Source organism: Pinirhizobacter soli, from assembly GCF_015905305.1.
In the GTDB taxonomy this organism is placed as follows: domain Bacteria; phylum Pseudomonadota; class Gammaproteobacteria; order Xanthomonadales; family Rhodanobacteraceae; genus Pinirhizobacter; species Pinirhizobacter soli.
Window position 1 is genome coordinate 484,602 of the sequence record NZ_JADZLQ010000002.1, and the last position, 16,445, is coordinate 501,046.

Annotated in this window: 17 protein-coding genes; 8 read left to right on the forward strand and 9 right to left on the reverse strand. The window is 65.0% G+C overall.

Going from position 1 to position 16,445, the window contains the following annotated elements:
- Nucleotides 1-11 precede the first annotated feature (11 nt).
- From NDK18_RS12070 to NDK18_RS12095, 6 genes are all read right to left on the reverse strand, one after another.
- Nucleotides 12-1,865 carry a GldG family protein gene (locus tag NDK18_RS12070; protein ID WP_250628039.1) on the reverse strand — a complete coding sequence of 618 codons (1,854 nt, stop codon included), beginning with the start codon at nucleotides 1,863-1,865 and terminating at the stop codon, nucleotides 12-14.
- Nucleotides 1,862-2,596, reverse strand: coding sequence for an ABC transporter permease subunit (locus NDK18_RS12075; RefSeq protein WP_250623775.1), 735 nt, complete (start codon nucleotides 2,594-2,596; stop codon nucleotides 1,862-1,864). Before NDK18_RS12075 ends, NDK18_RS12070 begins: the two co-directional genes overlap by 4 nt.
- Nucleotides 2,593-3,522, reverse strand: a complete 930-nt coding sequence (locus NDK18_RS12080) for an ABC transporter ATP-binding protein (RefSeq protein WP_250623776.1) — start codon at nucleotides 3,520-3,522, stop codon at nucleotides 2,593-2,595. The genes NDK18_RS12075 and NDK18_RS12080 overlap by 4 nt, the downstream gene beginning before the upstream one ends.
- A 138-nt stretch (nucleotides 3,523-3,660) precedes the next feature.
- On the reverse strand, nucleotides 3,661-5,031 hold the full coding sequence (locus NDK18_RS12085) for an SRPBCC family protein (protein WP_250623777.1): 1,371 nt from the start codon (nucleotides 5,029-5,031) through the stop codon (nucleotides 3,661-3,663).
- A gap of 201 nt (nucleotides 5,032-5,232) precedes the next feature.
- Nucleotides 5,233-5,874, reverse strand: coding sequence for a response regulator (locus NDK18_RS12090; RefSeq protein WP_250623778.1), 642 nt, complete (start codon nucleotides 5,872-5,874; stop codon nucleotides 5,233-5,235).
- A 52-nt stretch (nucleotides 5,875-5,926) separates the two neighbouring features.
- On the reverse strand, nucleotides 5,927-7,144 hold the full coding sequence (locus NDK18_RS12095; protein WP_250623779.1) for a sensor histidine kinase: 1,218 nt from the start codon (nucleotides 7,142-7,144) through the stop codon (nucleotides 5,927-5,929).
- A 124-nt stretch (nucleotides 7,145-7,268) separates the two neighbouring features.
- Here NDK18_RS12095 and NDK18_RS12100 point away from each other — a divergent pair, with 124 nt between their 5' ends.
- From NDK18_RS12100 to NDK18_RS12120, 5 genes are all read left to right on the forward strand, one after another.
- Nucleotides 7,269-7,886, forward strand: coding sequence for a GNAT family N-acetyltransferase (locus NDK18_RS12100; protein WP_250627905.1), 618 nt, complete (start codon nucleotides 7,269-7,271; stop codon nucleotides 7,884-7,886).
- Nucleotides 7,887-7,888: 2 nt separating this feature from the next.
- Nucleotides 7,889-8,665: a septum site-determining protein MinC gene (gene minC / locus NDK18_RS12105; protein ID WP_250627906.1), complete on the forward strand. Its 777-nt coding sequence runs from the start codon at nucleotides 7,889-7,891 to the stop codon at nucleotides 8,663-8,665.
- Nucleotides 8,666-8,728: 63 nt separating this feature from the next.
- A complete protein-coding gene (gene minD / locus NDK18_RS12110) occupies nucleotides 8,729-9,541 on the forward strand; it encodes a septum site-determining protein MinD (RefSeq protein WP_250623782.1) in 813 nt (270 codons plus the stop codon).
- A 3-nt stretch (nucleotides 9,542-9,544) separates the two neighbouring features.
- Nucleotides 9,545-9,805 (forward strand): cell division topological specificity factor MinE, encoded by a 261-nt coding sequence (minE, locus tag NDK18_RS12115; protein WP_250623783.1) that lies wholly within the window; start codon nucleotides 9,545-9,547, stop codon nucleotides 9,803-9,805.
- A gap of 6 nt (nucleotides 9,806-9,811) precedes the next feature.
- Entirely contained in the window at nucleotides 9,812-10,270 is a 459-nt protein-coding gene (locus NDK18_RS12120; protein ID WP_250627907.1) for a hypothetical protein, read from the forward strand.
- Here the strand turns inward: NDK18_RS12120 and NDK18_RS12125 are convergent.
- Nucleotides 10,267-11,478: a multidrug effflux MFS transporter gene (locus NDK18_RS12125; RefSeq protein WP_250623785.1), complete on the reverse strand. Its 1,212-nt coding sequence runs from the start codon at nucleotides 11,476-11,478 to the stop codon at nucleotides 10,267-10,269. The two genes, NDK18_RS12120 and NDK18_RS12125, sit on opposite strands and share 4 nt — an antisense overlap.
- Before the next feature lie 15 nt (nucleotides 11,479-11,493).
- On the opposite strand from NDK18_RS12125, the gene crcB reads away from it, so the two are divergent.
- A complete protein-coding gene (gene crcB, locus NDK18_RS12130) occupies nucleotides 11,494-11,919 on the forward strand; it encodes a fluoride efflux transporter CrcB (protein WP_425600640.1) in 426 nt (141 codons plus the stop codon).
- A 53-nt stretch (nucleotides 11,920-11,972) separates the two neighbouring features.
- Entirely contained in the window at nucleotides 11,973-13,091 is a 1,119-nt protein-coding gene (gene cfa, locus NDK18_RS12135; protein WP_250623787.1) for a cyclopropane fatty acyl phospholipid synthase, read from the forward strand.
- On the opposite strand, the gene NDK18_RS12140 is transcribed toward cfa, so the two are convergent.
- Both NDK18_RS12140 and NDK18_RS12145 read right to left on the reverse strand, forming a co-directional pair.
- Nucleotides 13,063-14,682 carry an alpha/beta hydrolase gene (locus NDK18_RS12140; RefSeq protein WP_250627908.1) on the reverse strand — a complete coding sequence of 540 codons (1,620 nt, stop codon included), beginning with the start codon at nucleotides 14,680-14,682 and terminating at the stop codon, nucleotides 13,063-13,065. The genes cfa and NDK18_RS12140 overlap by 29 nt on opposite strands.
- Nucleotides 14,683-14,731: 49 nt before the next feature.
- On the reverse strand, nucleotides 14,732-15,298 hold the full coding sequence (locus NDK18_RS12145) for a YaeQ family protein (protein WP_250623789.1): 567 nt from the start codon (nucleotides 15,296-15,298) through the stop codon (nucleotides 14,732-14,734).
- Nucleotides 15,299-15,408: 110 nt separating this feature from the next.
- Between NDK18_RS12145 and NDK18_RS12150 the strand changes: the two genes are divergently transcribed.
- Complete coding sequence (locus NDK18_RS12150) at nucleotides 15,409-16,437, forward strand: oxidoreductase (protein WP_250627909.1); 1,029 nt, start codon at nucleotides 15,409-15,411, stop codon at nucleotides 16,435-16,437.
- Nucleotides 16,438-16,445: the final 8 nt, after the last annotated feature.

Here is a 16,445-nt window from a genome sequence, read left to right on the forward strand (position 1 = left end):
GACCGATTGCCCTAGTTCCGGCGGCGGGTACGGCGCCCCCGGCGCCAGCCGTAGAGCAAACCTGCCAGCGCCACCAGGGCCGGCACCAGCACGATGTTGACGAACTTCACGCGCAGGCCCAGTGCATCGATCTCGGCATTGAGCTGGTGCTGCACGTCGCGCAGTTCCTTGCTGATGGCAAGTTTCCGTTGCAGGAATTTCTCAAGTTCGTGCTTCTGCTCGGCGCTGGCGGTACCGCCCTTGCCCGGCTGCAGTTCGGCTACCCGGCGCTGGGTCTCGAACAGTTCGCGCTCCAGCTCCCGTTTCTTGGTCAGGTATTTCTGGTCGGCCTCCGCGCGCAATCCCTCCACCCGCGTGAACGGCCGCTGGGAACCGGCTCGTCCACGAATCGACAGCAGCGCCGACGAACCGCTCAGGTTGTCCACCAGGTTGGAGACAAAATCGCCGTTATTGGCGAAGGCCTGCACCACCTGCGGCCCCAGCACGTTCTGCGTCACCAGCCACAGGCGATCGGAAAGCAGATCCGTGTCGGCCACCACCAGCACCTCGTTGGGGGCCGCGGCGTGATCCAGGTGGCCTTGCTCGTGCCGTTCGGGGAAGGCGGTGCGGAACGTGCCGCGCACGCGCGCTGCCAGCACGTAGTGTTCGTCGCCCGGGGTGTAGTTGGTGAGCAGCGTCGACGGATCGCCGCCGGCGTCGCGCACCCGCGTGACCGGTGCCAGCATCGCTTCGCTGGAGCTCTGGATCAGCGGGAGCAGGGTGCTGTCGCTATCCCGGGCAAGCTCGAAGTGCCCGGCAGTGGACACATTCACCCGCTGCAGGCTGGCGGTGACCACGTCGTCGTGGCTTAAGTTCTGCGCACCCAGCCACATCATCGCCGGATGGTTGACGCTCAGGCCGCCCAGTTCGATCGGCAATGACTGGCCTCGGTCCAGCACCACCTGGTCGGCGTTGTAGTCGATGCCCCAGGCGGCGAACAGCCGCGGCAACGACGACTGGTGGTCGTCGGCCACGCCGTTGGCGTCGACGAAGGGCGCATTGTCCATCTCGGCCAGGGGATCGACGAACACCAGCAAGCGGCCGCCACGGAGCACGTATTGGTCCAACGCATAGAGCGCTTCGTCGCCCAGGTGCTTGGGATGGACCAGGATCATCACCTTGATCGCCGGGTCGATCGCCTTCAGGCTGCTTGCGTCGATCATCCGCACATCGAACAGCTGGCGCATCTGCCGCACCACCGTCCAGGGCTCTTCGCCGATCAGCGGATTGCCGTTGACCGGCAGGCTCGACACCACGCCGATCACCGGGCGCGTGCGCCCGCTGAGTTCATACACGAGCTTGGCCACGTCGTATTCGAGGAAAGCCTCGCGGGCCGGATCGAAATATGGCAGGGACAGCGTGTCGTTCACTGCCGTGTCGGCCACGCGCCGGCCCACCAGGCCGAAGAACACGCGCTCGCCATTGCTGCCGCCGCTCATGGCGTTCAGGCCGGCGCCTTCGGCGGCGTCCTCGTCGTCGGAATAGGGCACCGGATCGATCACCCGCAGGCGGATGCGCCCGTGGCTGCGCGCGGTAACCTCGCGCAGCATTTCGCGCACGCGCTGCTCGTAGCTCCGGATCTGCGGCAGGTTGCGCGTGGCGTGGTCGGAGAAATACACCGTGAGCTGGATCGGTTGCTCCACGCTGTCGATGATGTTGAGCGTGCCCGGCGTGAGCGTGTAAAGGTGATCGGCAGTGAGGTCCATCCGCGCCGTGCGCATGGTCCTTGCACTGCCCAGTACCACCAGGACGAACAGCGCGGCCAGGGCCAACAGGCCCAAGCCGATCCGCAGGCGCCGATTGGCGATCAGGTGCACCGGCTTCATCGCGCCCGCCGATAATCGAGCAGGATCACGCCAGCCGTCAGCCATGCCAGGATCGTGGCCACGAAATAGATGACATCGCGGAAATCCAGCACGCCGCGCGCGATCGCCTCCGAATGCCGAGTGATCGACAGGTAGGACAGTGCGCCGAGCAACCGTGGCGATACCGCGTCCTGGAAGAAATCAAGCACCTGGGACTGCCCGGCCAACAGCAACAGGAAGCAGACGCTGGCGGTAAGCAGGAAGGCGATGATCTGGCTGGACGTGGCCGCCGACATGCAGATGCCGATGGCCAGGAAGGCACCAGCCATCAGCCAGCTGCCAAGGTAGCTTGCCAGGATCACGCCGTTGTCCGGAACGCCCAGGTAATTGACCGTGATCCAGATCGGGAAGGTCAGCACCAGCGCGATGGCGACGAAAACCCAGGCCGCAAGGAACTTGCCCAGCATCGCCTGCGTGGTGGATAGCGGCATGGTCAGTAGCAGCTCGATGGTGCCGCTGCGCGATTCCTCGGCCCACAGCGGCATGGCCACCGCCGGTACCAGCACCAGGTACAGCCACGGATGCATGGCGAAGAAAGGCTGCAGGTCCGCCAGGTTGCGATCGTAGAAATCGCCGGCGTAGAACGTGAGCAATCCCGCCAGCACCAGGAAGATCACCAGGAACACATAGGCCAGCGGAGTGGAGAAGTAACTGCCCAGCTCGCGGCGGGCGACGGCAGTGATGGCGCTCATGCGGCCCTCGCACCGGAGGTGATCTGCCTAAACACTTCGTCCAGGCGTCCACGTTCAAGCTGGATTTCGGTCACGGCAAGGTTCTGCGTGCGCAGCAGCTGCTGCACTTCTTCCATGATTGCCTTGCCTTCGCGCGGGAAGACAGTAACGCGGCCATCGAGGGGATCTACTTCCACCGACGCGACATCCGGCAAGCGGCCGAGCATCTCCTGCGACACGCCACTGCCGGGCGCGCTGAACGACACCGCGCCGTGGTACCGCGAACGGGCCTCAAGTTCCGCCGGCGTGGCATCGGCCAGCAACCGTCCGTTGGCGATGATCGCCACGCGATTGCACAACGCGTGCACTTCTTCCAGCAGGTGGGTGGAAATCAGGATCGTACGCTCGCGGGCCATGGCGTCGATGAGCGCGCGCACGGCATGTTTCTGGTTCGGATCCAGTCCGTCTGTCGGCTCATCGAGCATCAGCACCGGGGGGTCGTGCAGGATGGCCTGGGCCAATCCGACGCGGCGGCGCAACCCCTTCGAAAGCGTGGCGATGGTGGCGTCCAGTACTTCTTCCAGTTGCAGGCGGGCCACCACCACGTCGAAACGGCGGAAAATGACATCCGCCGTCATGCCGCGTACGCGGGCGACGAAGGTGAGGAATTCACGCACCGTCATCTCGCCATAGCTGGGCGCCCCTTCGGGCAAATACCCCAGCGCCTTGCGTGCCTCGCGCGGTTGCGTGCGCACGTCGAAACCGCACACGCGGGCGGTACCCGAGGTGGGCGTCAGGAAGCCTGCGATCATACGCATGGCGGTGGACTTGCCGGCGCCATTGGGGCCCAACAGGCCCAGCACCTGGCCAGGCTCCGCCCGCAAGGTCAACGCGTCGACGGCGGTGAGGCTGCCGTAGCAACGGGTGAGCTGGTCGGTTTCGATCATGCGACGCGTCTGGCCCCTGGTTTGAGCGAATGTAACACTGCGGGTAACTGTCTTAAGAACACACAGGCACCGGCAAGTTCATCCGGGCAAAAAAAAGGCTCCCGTAAGGAGCCTTTTTTCGCAGCACGCGCTTGACGCTTACTGCTGCGTCGGTGCGGTGCCCGAGGCTGCGGGCTCGCCCGCGGTGCCGGAGGACGCCGGGGCGCCAGCCGTGCCGGACGAAGCCGGGTTGTCCTGCAGGCCCGGGTTCTTCATGCCCGCTTCCTGTTCCGGGGTCTTTTCCGGAACGTCGCCCGAGAGCGGCAGGTAAACCTCGAACTTCTGCTCGTCGTAGCCCGCCACCGTGCCGTGGGCATCGGTGGTCGGTGCCTTGACCTGGATGTCGTAGATGCGGTTGGTGAAGTCGTCGTACTTGTAGCCGTGGGTCTGCGCGAACTGCTGCTCCTGGATGCGTACCACCGGCACGCCGGCGGGATTGCCGTTCCACTCGGCCTTCAGCGCCTTGCCACCGAAGGCAAGTACCGCGCGAACCTTGTCGTCGACGATCACGTTGTTGAACTTGTCCTTGCTGCCCGGCGTGTTGTCGCCGGCGGCGGGAGCGGCCGAACCACTGGTGGCGGCAGCCGCCGGATCAAGCTTCGGCCGGCTGGCGGCGGTGAGCTCGACGCTCTGGCCGTTCAGGTTCAAGGTGGTGCTGCTGATCGGCAGGGCCACGTCGAACTGGTAGTTCTGGTCGCCGTAGTTGGTGGTGAAGGTGATGCGCGGGCCGGTGACCTGCACGTTCAGCTTCTTGGCCGCGGCCTGCAGCTGCTTGACTCCGTCATCGAGCGCGGTGTCGAGCTCGGTGAGGTTGCGCGGCGCCTGACCGGAGATGAAGAGCACCGGCGTGGGCTGCGTATCGACGATTTCCGGATACAGCTTGCTGTAGTCGCCCTGCGGGATCGAGGCCACCATGTTCTGCATGTTGCCCAGGCCAAACTGGATGAAGTTATCCGGCTGGCCGTGGATGTACAGGTTGGAATAGCGGTTGAGCAGGTTCCAGCCGTAACTCACGTCGTAGGCCATCGTGACGTTCGTCAGCTTGCCTTCGCGACCGGTGCGCTGCAGGTCGATGGTGAATTTCTTGTCGGTACCGCTCCAGTCGTTGTCGAGGTTCCACACGATGGTGGCCTTGCCCTCGTCACCGACCTGGGTAAAGGCGGGAGTAAGCGATGCGACTTCCAGGCTGCCGTTACCGACGGACTTGTCGTCGGAGGTCCAGGAGATCTTGGCACCCTGGCCATAGGCCGGGCCGGAGAGCTGGTACTTCAGGCCGCGGTCGAGCTGCCCGAGCATGGAGTACTCGGGAAACCGGCGGAAATTGGCAAAAACGTCGTAGAGCTGGCGAACGTCCTTGTTGACCTTCACCGTACGATCCACATGGCCCTGCGAAGGCATGGCCACACCGGCGACGACGCCGAGGATGGCAACGATCACCAGGGCGGCAAGAAATTCTAACAGACGCGTCATTCCACGATTCTCCGAACGTCTCAACTTGGTCGGGCCGCCGCCTGGGGATGCTGGTCGCCGGCACGGGATCCCCACCCTCGGAAAAGCCCGTGGCGGGGCTTTCGCCGGCGCCAAAGTGGACGATGGTAGCTGCTTGGGCGCGCGAACGCCATCAGCTTCCGACGGCCTTCCGGAAGGCCATATCGAGGCGCGGCGCGCCTCCTAGACGATACCCAGCTCCAACGCCTTGAGCACCGCGCGCGTACGGTCGCGTACGCCAAGCTTGGAGAGGATGTTGGAAACGTGGTTCTTCACGGTGCCTTCGGCCACCCGGAGGGAATTGGCAATTTCCTTGTTGCTGTAACCCCCGGACAGAAGCCGGAGGATTTCCGTCTCGCGCTCGGTGAGCGGATCGGGCTGCTCCAGCGAGGAAAACTGGTTCTGGATCCGCCCCACCCCGGCCAGCAGGCGCTGGGTCACCATCGGCGCTACCAGCGAGCCGCCGGCGGACACCGTGCGCACGGCCTCCACCAGTTGCTCCAGCGAGACGTCCTTGAGCAAATAGCCACGGGCGCCGGCCTTCAGGCCCTGCAACACGAGCTGGTCGTCGTCGAAGGTCGTCAGGATGATGGTCGGGGGAAGCTCATTGCGCGCCGACAGGGCCTGGAGCACTTCCAGGCCGCTCATGGTGGGCATGCGCAGGTCAAGCAGCACCACGTCGGGCTTGACCTGGGGAATCATCTGCACCGCCTGCGCCCCATCGGCACATTCGGCGACCACGCGGATGTCGTCGGCCAGGTCCAGAAGCGAGCGGACGCCTTGGCGGACCAGGTTCTGGTCGTCGACGAGACAGACGGAAATCATGGGTTATCCCCTGCGATGGGCCAATGGGTGAAGTATCGGATAGTCAAGGAGGTTACGCCTCCACCGGCCACGCACCGGGCCCGCGGGCCGGCGAATGCGCCAGGGAGGGTTCCTCGCCCAGGGGCAAGGTGACGCGAAGGCTGAAGCCGCCGGGCACGGAAGTGTCGACGTTGACGGTACCGCCGAATTCGGCCAGGCGCTCGCGCATGCCGTTCATGCCGTTGCCGGGCCGGTAATGCGCGGCGCCGCGGCCGTCGTCGCGGGCCACCAGCTGCAGCGAGCTGGGATCGGGGTGTTCGAAGGCCAGCCAAAGGTTGCGGGCGCCCGAATGGCGCACGGTATTGGTGACGATCTCCTGCAGGCAGCGCAGCAGCATCTGCGCGCGGCGCGGATCTTCAATTTCGAATCGCGGCGGCGTGGACAGGTGCACGTTCAGGCCCGGCACGCCTTCGATGAGGCTGCGCAGCGCCTGGGTGAGGTCGATGGCGTCGTCCTGGCGAAGCTCCGAGACCACGTCACGGACGTCGGCCAGCAGGTGTTTGGCGGTGGACTGCGCCTTTCGCACGTGGGCGCCCGCCGCCTCGTTGGTGAGGTGGCTGGCCACTTCCAGGTTGAGGGTGAGCGCGGTGAGGTGGTGGCCGACCAGGTCGTGCAGGTCGCGGGCGATGCGCATGCGCTCGGCGATGCGGCTGGACTCGGCCAGGAGCGCCCGCGTGGCCCGCAGCTCGGAGTTGAGCCGGCGCTGTTCCTCGCGTTCGCCGGCCTGCTGGCTGGCCACGGTGGAAGTGACGAACGTCAGCGCCGAGAAGCTGAAATACATGCATGACTGCATCAACGCCACCAGCCAGGTGAAGCCGGGCGTATTCCTGATAACGGGAATAAGCGCCAGATGCGCCATCACCATCCATACCAGCCCCAGCGGCAGCGGGACCAGCCAGGGCAAGGTCGCAGCGATGATCACCAGCAGCAACGCGTGCAGGCCCGACTGGCTGAACCAGCCGATGGCCATGGCCATGAAGGTAAGCATCAGCAGCCCCGCCACCTTGGCCCAGGAACTGACCCTTGCATCCAGGTCGCGCGTCATCAGCCAGTAGGTGATGCCAAACAGCACGTAGCACACCGTCCACAGGGTGAGCGACAACTCCGGGCGACCCAACTGGTGCAGGCGCTGGGCTGTCAGCGGCGTGGAAAGCGGCATTCCGACGCAGATATAGACGAAGAACGCCGCATATCGCAGCAGCCGGGTGTGGTTGAAATAAGGCCAGGGCATAGGCGCATCATAGGGCGAGCCCCGCCCCCCGGAACATGGCTAAGGTCATGCCTTAAATGCCATAATGCCGGCTTACCGGGGCCCGAACGCGGTCTTTAGTCGAAACAACTGGGCGGAGCACCGAATGGCCCTAGCCATCCGCGACGTGGAAGAGCGCGACCTTGACGCCGTGCTGGCGCTCAACAACACCGCTGGCGCGGGCATCCTCGCCACGGATCCGGCCCGTCTCCGGGTTCTTTTCGACCAGGCCCATTACTTTCGCGTGGCGGAAATGAACAGCGTGATCGCCGGCTTCCTGATCGCCTTCCGCGCCGATGCGGCCTACGACAGCCCCAATTACCGCTGGTTCCAGGCCCATTACGAGAGTTTCGTCTACATCGACCGCATCGTCATCGGCGCCGCCTGGCAGGGCCATGGCCTGGGCCGCATCTTCTACTGCGACGTGGGCAGCTACGCCGAGGTCCGCGTACCTATACTCACCTGCGAAGTGTTCCTGGAACCACGCGACGACATGGCCGTGCTGTTCCATGGCACCTTGGGCTTCCAGGAAGTGGGCCAGCAGACCATGGGCGCCACGGGCCCCAAGGTGAGCCTGCTGGCCCGCGAACTACCCAGTTTTTCCTTTGTCCGCGAGCATTACCTGGAAGGTGATGGCCTGCCGGACACACCCTGGCTGCACGAGCGCAGCCGTCCCTGCGACATGGCCGCGCCGCAAGCGTTGGCGGCCGGAGACAAGCACTGAAGATGAATGCCCGCGTGGATACCCTGGAAGCCGCCTGCGACCTGCGTTTCGGCCAGGTCGGCATGGCCTGCGTGCGCGTACGCCGCGCCGATGCCGCGGCGCTCTGCGACGAACTCGAGCGTCGCGTCCGCGCCGCGCCGCAGATGTTCTCCCGCGCCGCCGTGGTGCTGGACTTAAGCCACCTGTCCGCCCTGCCCGACGACGGCACGGTCGATGCCCTGCTCGAGGCCATCCGTAGCGCCGGCATGCTGCCGGTGGGCCTCGCCTACGGCACCGCCGCCACCGAAGAACTGGCCACGCGCATGGGCCTGCCGCTGATCGCCAAGTTCCGCGCAGCCTACGAGCCCGTCGGCGGCGAGGCCCAGCCCATGCCGGCCGCCGCCGCGCCGGTTCCCGCCGTATCGACGGCTCCCGCGCGCGAACCCATCCACGAAGAGTCCGCCGCCGCCCACACGGCGATGCGCCACGCCGCAGGCGCCGTGCGCTCGGGGCAGCAGGTGTATGCACGCGATCGTGACCTTGTGGTGAATGCCGCGGTGGCCAATGGCGCCGAAGTCATTGCCGACGGCTCCATCCACGTTTACGGTAGCCTGCGGGGCCGGGCCATGGCTGGCGCGCAGGGCGACACCAGTGCGCGCATCTATTGCACGGATTTCCACGCCGAACTCGTGGCCATCGCTGGCCATTACCGCGTTTTCGAACAAATTCCCGCCGACCTGGAAGGCCAAGCCGTGCAATGCTGGCTGGAAGGCGAAAAGCTGTTGATCGCCCGGCTCTAGGGCCGGACCTGCGATCGCCACCGACGCACCATCACAACAAGAACAAGCAAGTGGAGACCAACATTGGCTGAGATCATCGTCGTTACGTCGGGCAAGGGCGGCGTGGGCAAGACCACGAGCAGTGCCTCGCTTGCCGTAGGGTTGGCCCAGGCTGGCAAGAAAGTAGCGGTGATCGACTTCGACGTCGGCCTGCGCAACCTCGATCTCATCATGGGCTGCGAGCGGCGCGTGGTGTACGACTTCATCAATGTCGTGCAGGGCGAAGCCTCGCTCAAGCAGGCACTGATCAAGGACAAGCGCTACGACAGCCTCTACGTGCTGGCCGCCTCGCAAACCCGCGACAAGGACGCCCTCACCCAGGAAGGCGTCGAGAAAGTACTTGATGGCCTGGGTACCGAAGGCTTCGAGTACGTCGTATGCGACTCCCCCGCCGGCATCGAGAAGGGCGCGCACCTTGCCATGTACTTCGCCGACCACGCCGTTGTGGTGGTGAATCCGGAGGTGTCCTCCGTGCGCGACTCCGATCGCATCCTGGGCTTGCTTGCCAGCAAGACGCGCCGCGCCGAGCGTGGCGAAGGTCCGATCACCCAGCACCTGCTGCTCACCCGCTACAACCCCACGCGGGTGGAAGCGGGCGAAATGCTCTCGGTGAAGGACGTTGAGGAAATTCTCGGCATCAAGGTGGTGGGCGTGATCCCCGAATCGGAGAACGTGCTGGCCGCGTCGAATGCCGGCGTGCCGGTGATCCTCGATGAAAATTCCTTCGCCGGGCAAGCCTATACCGACGTTGTTTCCCGACTGCTGGGCCAGGAACGTCCGCTGCGCTTCATCGAGGTGCAGAAGAAGGGCTTCCTCAAGCGCGTCTTCGGGGGTTAAGGCATGGGTATCCTCGATTTCCTCAAGCGCAAGCCGGAAGCCACCGCAGGTGTCGCCAAGGAGCGCCTGCGCATCATCGTGGCGCAGGAACGCAGCACGCGCGGCGCCCCGGACTACCTTCCCCTGCTCCGCAACGAACTGCTCGAAGTGATCCGCAAATACGTCAATGTCGACGTGGACGCGGTAAACATCAGCCTGGACCGCGACAGCGGCCATGAAGTACTGGAGCTTTCCGTCGCCCTGCCCGAGCACAAACCCGGCTAGGCGCCCATGGATGTATTGCGCATGCGCGATGTCGGCTTTGCCGCATCGCGCGAACTGTTGAGCCGGCACGGACTGGAACTTGTCGAGGTCGCCGAGGGCCACGCTATTCCCGGCAGCTACTGGGGCGATGAAGAAGCCGGGCTTATCGGCCTTACCGTCTACGCCCGGTCCGACACCCCCGTGCACTCACTGCTGCATGAGGCCAGCCACTTGCTGGTGATGCCCGCCGAGCGCCGGGCCACCGTGCACACCGACGCCACCGATTCGATCGAAGAGGAAGACGCGACCTGCTATTTGCAGATTGTGCTGGCCGATGACTTGCCCGGCGTGGGCGCAGAACGCCTGATGCAGGATATGGATACGTGGGGCTACACGTTCCGGCTTGGAACAACCCGGGCCTGGTTTGAAAGCGATGCCGCGGAAGCCCGGGCGTACGTCATCAAGGCAGGCTATATCGCCGGCTAGCTGACGAGTGCTGGCCTGGTCAACCGCAGATACCACCACCACGACAGCAGCCCGATGCCGCACAAGGCGGTGGCGCCCAGCGCAAGTCCCAGCATATCCACCGATAGCAACGGCGACAGCACGCCGGCCACGACGGCAGTGAACAGCAGGCTGGCGAACGCCTGCACTGAAGACGCTCCGCCGCGCTGGCGAGGGAAACGGTCCAGCAGCATCAGGGTGAGCGAGGGAAAAGCCATCTGCACGCCGGCGCCGTAGAGCAGTAGCGGTAGCGTTGACCACGGCACCATCGGATGCGGCAAGGTGAGCGCCAGCACGATGTTGATCGCGCAGCTGCCCAGCATCAGTACGTAACCGATATTGACCGTGCGCGTAGGCGCCACGCGCCCAGCCAGGCGACCGGAGGCAAAGGCACCGGCCACCATGCCGCTCACCACGGGAATGAACAACCACGGAAAGCCCTGCGCGGAAAGCCCCAGCAGTTCGCGGATCAGACGCGGCGCCGAGGCGATGTACAGGAACAGCCCCGAGAAATTGATCGACGCCGCGATCATCAACGGCCAGAACGGCCGATCCCTGGCGATGTTCGCGTACGAGGTCAACAGGGGCCGGGGGCGGAAACTGGTGCGGGCCTCATGCGGATGTGTTTCGTCCAGGAAATGCCACAGGGCCACGGTGAGCACCACGGCAAAACCCGTGAGCGCCCAGAAAATGCCGCGCCAGCCATCGATCCCCAGCAGCCACGCACCGATCATGGGCGCCACCGCGGGGGCGATGCCGAAGATCATCATCACCTTCGACATCATCTTCTGCGCATCTTCCCCATGCAGCGTGTCGCGCACCACGGCGCGGCCGACCACGATGCCGGCGCCGGCGAACAGGCCCTGGAGTATCCGGAAGGCGAGCAGGCCCGTGAAGGACGTGGCCATGGCCGCACCCGCCGAGGCCACGGCGTACATCCCCATGCCGATCACGATGACGGGCTTGCGCCCGAAAGCATCGGAGATGGCACCGTGGAAAAGGTTCATCGCAGCATAGGCGAACAGGTAGACGCTGATAGTCTGCTGCAGTGCGACGTCGCCCACGCCAAAGGCGTGGCCGATCTCAGGGAAGCCCGGGAAAATCGCGTCGATCGAAAACGGGCCGATCATCGACAGGCCAGCCAGCAACCACGGCAGGTTGCGCCGGAGGGTATGGGCGGACGAAGTCATCAGGCGGCAAGTATAGTGACGGGCATCCTTCAGATGCGCAGGCTGGAAGACATGGGTTTGAACGCATTTCTGGCCGTCGGTGTTGGCGGCATGCTCGGTTGCTGGTTGCGCTGGGGCCTGGCCGTGGCCTTCAACGCGGCGGTGCCGAACCTGCCGATGGGCACGCTGGCAGCCAACCTGGTCGGCGGACTGCTGATGGGCTGCACGCTGGGCGTGATCGAGCACTACCCCACCCTGTCGCCGGAGCTGCGCCTGCTCATCGCCACCGGGTTCCTGGGGGGGCTCACCACCTTCTCCACTTTCGCCGGCGAGTCCGCCACGCTGCTCCTGAAGGGCCAGTACGGCTGGCTCGCCGCCCACATCATGCTGCACCTGGCCGGGTCCATTGCCGCCGTGATTGCCGGGCTTGCACTGGTGCGGATGCTTACCCGTAGCGCGTAGTCCCTTCGTGGCGCCACAATGGGTCGTGGCGTCCTGACCTGGGGGGTTTTGGCGTGAATTCCGACTCGCTCAAGCAACGCGCCCGCGACCTGCTTGCCCAGGCCGGGGTAGCCATCGACGGCCCCGACCCGACGGACCTTCGCGTCCACCATGAAGGCTTCTATGCACGGGTGTTCGCCCACGGCACCCTGGGCCTGGGCGAAAGCTACATGGACGGCTGGTGGGATGCCGCCGACCTTGCCGGCTTCTTCACCCGGGTGCTGCGCGCGAACCTCGACGACGCGCTTACCACCATCGATACCCTGCTCGCCCACCTGAAGGCGCGCCTGATCAACGTGCAGCGCGGTGCCCACGCCTGGGAGGTGGGCAGGCGCCACTACGACCTGGGCAACGATCTGTTCGCCGCCATGCTCGGCAAGCGCCTGGTGTATTCGTGCGGTTACTGGGCGCGGGCCCAGGACCTGGACCAGGCCCAGGAAGACAAGCTGGACCTCATCTGTCGAAAGCTTAACCTCAAGCCCGGCCAGCGCGTGCTGGACGTGGGCTGCGGCTGGGGCGAGGCGTTGAAATTCGCAGCCGAACGCTACGGCGTGGCAGGCGTGGGCATCACCGTGTCCGCCGAGCAGGCGGCTTACTCCCGCGAACTATGCGCCGGCCTTCCGATCGAGATCCGCCTGCAGGACTACCGTGAAGTCGATGAGCGCTTCGATGCCGTCCTTTCGGTGGGCATGTTCGAACACGTCGGCGCGAAGAACCATCGCGCCTGGTTCGAAATGGCGCGGCGTTGCGTTATCGACGATGGCCTGGTGCTGCTGCATAGCATCGGATCGCATGCCACCGTGACGCGTCCGGACCCGTGGATCGACCGTTACATCTTCCCCAATTCACTCATTCCCAATGCATCGCAGGTGGCGCACGCGCTGGAGGGATTGTTCGTGGTGGAGGACTGGCACAACTTCGGTGCCGACTACGACCTCACCCTGCAGGCCTGGCGGGCCAACTTCGACGCCGCCTGGCCTGCGTTACACGGCCGCTACGATGAGCGCTTCCGCAGGATGTGGTTGTTCTACCTGTCGTGCTCGGCGGCGATCTTCCGCAGCCGGCGCGACCAGCTCTGGCAGCTTACCCTGAGCCCCCGCGGCGTCATGGGTGGTTTTCGGGTGCCGCGTTAGGCCGCGCCACGGCGTACATCTGCCAGGCGATCTTCTTCAACAGCGCCTGGCGATCGTCACCTTCGACGTAAAGGTCGAAATGCGTGCGGCCCTCGATGAACTGGACGCTCGAGGTCGCGTGCAGGGCGTCGAGTGTGTCCTTCAAGCGGTGCGCGGCGCCGTCGAGGTAGAACGTATCGGCGGTACCGACATAGACGTGGATCTTGCCGTCGAGGTCGCTCTTCAGCGTCGGCCAGTCGCGCTTCAGGCGATAGGCGATGTCGAAGTGATCGCGCCAGTACGCCACCACCGCAGGATCCACGTTGCCGGTGGCACGGTCGAACATCGGCACGGGGCGGCCGTCGGCGCCGCGCGGTGAGAACACCCAGTCGAAGGAGGCCAGCTGGCCGCCATAGGCGTTGATCGTCTGTTCGAGCTTGGCGAATGTCTCGAAAGTGGCGATCACCTGGCCCTTGTCGCGCACCAGCGGCGTGGCCGTGCCATCGGCCTTGCGATACATGTTGGCGTTGGGCGCATAAAGATCGACGCCGGTGAAGTCATGGAAATCGGAAGGGTCCGGCGAGGTCGACCAGGTGCCGCCGAAAATCTTCGGGTAGCGCACCTGCAGCCACAACGTGGCCCAGCCGCCGGACGAATGGCCGTTGAGAAAGCGCCCGTTCACACGAGCATCCATGCGGTAGCTCTTCTCCAGGTACGGGATGAGCTCGGCGGTGAGCGCCTGGCCCCACGGGCCGTTATTCACCGAATCTGCGAATTCGTGCGTACCGGTGGGGCTGGATTCGTCCAGGAAGACCCAGATCATCGGCGGCATCTGGCCCTTCTGCATGGCTTGCCACACGGTCGCCAGCGGCGCGGTGAGAGTCGCGGCCGTGGCGCCGAAACCGTGCGTGTAATACACCACCGGCCAGGTCTTGGACGACTTCGCATCGTAATCGGGCGGCGTGAGCACCCAGCCCTTCATCAGGGTCGGCCGGCCCCAAAACCCGGTGAGCGCCGGGCTTTGGAAATCGATCGCGGTAGCGTGCGGGCGCGCAGCGGTGAGCATGTCCTGCATGCCCGGCGGCGCCTTGGCCGAGGCCGTCCATGGGTCGCGCCCGGGTTGCACCGCGTCCAGCACCAGCGCCGGGACGGCGGCATTACCCAAGGTTACCGGCACCACCTTGCTGAGCAAGTCGCCTGCCCCCCGGCCGTTGTAGTCGTAGCTGTGGTCGGTATCGAGCACGGCCTGGGCCAGGTAGTCGCCCGCCGGCAGCTGCGAGAGCCCTTGCGGGAAAGCTTCGGTATCGCCGTCCACGACGATGGCCTGGCCCGGTTCCAAACGGCCGACATCGCGCGCGATGACGGTGGCGTCCTTGGGCGAAAACGGGTTGGTGTCGACGCTTGCCACCTCGCCACCCTTGGCCGCTGCGCGTGCGGTCTTGGCATCGGTAACGAATACCAGTAACCGACCGGATACGGGCGCGGTGGCGCTGGTTGGCAAGGTCACGGTGAAGCTGCGGTGGGCCGTGGTGGGCGCCAGTGCATAAGCGCCTGCGGCAACGCCCAGGCCAAGGGCAAGCACGATCAAGGCAAGACGAAGTCGAAAGGTCACCTGGAATTCCTTCGCGTGAGGAGTCTGAAGGCGCCCATCCTAGCGGGACTCATGCCTGGGCGCGCGCCTCTTCCATGGAGCCGGCAAGCACCGTCAACTCCACCGGCACGATGGCTTCGGAGCCCATCAATTGGACGATCCCATCCTGCACGAACAACTGCAGTTGCATCGTGCGCTGGGTTAGCGCTGCGAGCGCAGCCGTGGTGGCAGGCGCGATGTCGATCACGGTGACATTCTTCGCCCGGCCGATACCCGATGCGGTCTTCTTCCACCAGACCTCAGCGCCACGGCCGCCATAGGAATACACCACCACGCGTTTGGCGCGCCCACAGGCACGGCGGATGCGTTGTTCGTCAGGCTGGCCCACCTCGATCCAGAGGTCGATCTCGCCGGTGAGTTCCTTGCGCCAGAGGTCCGGTTCGTCATCGGAACTCAAGCCCTTGCCGAACACCAGCGCATCGTCCGCGTGCAAAGCAAAGGCCAGCAACCGCACCATCATCCGCTCGTCGGTCTCCGATGGATGCTGGGCAATCGTCAGGGCATGGGACTGGTAGTAGTTGCGGTCCATGTCGCTGACCTGAAGGTCGGCCTTGAACACGATGGATTTAAGGGCCACGGGGGTTTTCGTCTGTACAGGGCAATCATCCAGAATACCACCGGCGCGCCAAAGGCAGGTTTGCCCACCGGCGCTACACTTTTGATCTTATTTCCCGAAGGAGAATCCCCATGGCACGGATCGGCACCGGACTCATCGGTTATGGCACGGCAGGCGCTTTCTTCCATGCGCCATTGATCGCGGCCGAATCCGGCCTTGCCCTGCGCCGGGTGGCAAGCAGCCGCAGGCAGGCGATTGAGGCGGACCACCCCGGCGTGGATGTCGACGCGGAGCCCGCCACGCTGATCGGCGCAGCGGACGTCGAACTGGTGGTGATTGCCACGCCCAACCAGACCCACTACCCCCTTGCCATGCAGGCGCTCGCGGCAGGCAAGCACGTGGTGATCGACAAACCCATGGCGCTGGACCCGAAAGAGGCGCGCGAACTGATCGATGCCGCGGCGACAGCCGGGCTGATGCTGAGCGTGTTCCACAACCGCCGCTTGGACGACGATTTCCTTACCGTGCAGGATCTTTTAAACCGCGATGCCCTGGGCGAGATCAACTACTTCGAATCGCATTTCGACCGTTACCGCCCGGCGATCAAGCCGGGCTGGCGCGAAGGCGACGGCGAAGGCACGGGTGTGCTTTTCGACCTGGGCTCTCACCTGGCCGACCAGGCGTTGCACTTGTTCGGCATGCCTGAAGCGGTGACGGCCGATGTCCTGGCACAACGGCCACAGGCGCATGTTCCAGACTACTTCCACGTTCAACTGCACTACGGCAGGCGCCGGGTGATATTGCATGGCTCGACGCTTGCCGCGGCGCACGGTACGCGTTTCATCGTGCATGGCGAACGGGGCAGCTTCACCACGCATGGACTGGACGGCCAGGAAGCGATGCTGCGCGCTGGCCACCGGCCCGGGCAAGCGCCATGGCCGCCCTCAGCCCGGTCAGGCTTGCTCACGGCAGGTGATGGGACGGAAAGAGCGATGGCACTGCACGACGGGGCGTACACCCGTTATTACGCCGGCGTGGTGCATGCAATCAAGGATTCATTGGCACCGCCCGTCACCGGCAACGAGGCCCTCGACGTGATGCGGGTGATCGAAGCGGCGCAGGCGAGCGCCGCGGCGGCAAGGACGATCGCCTTCGACTGACCTTGTGA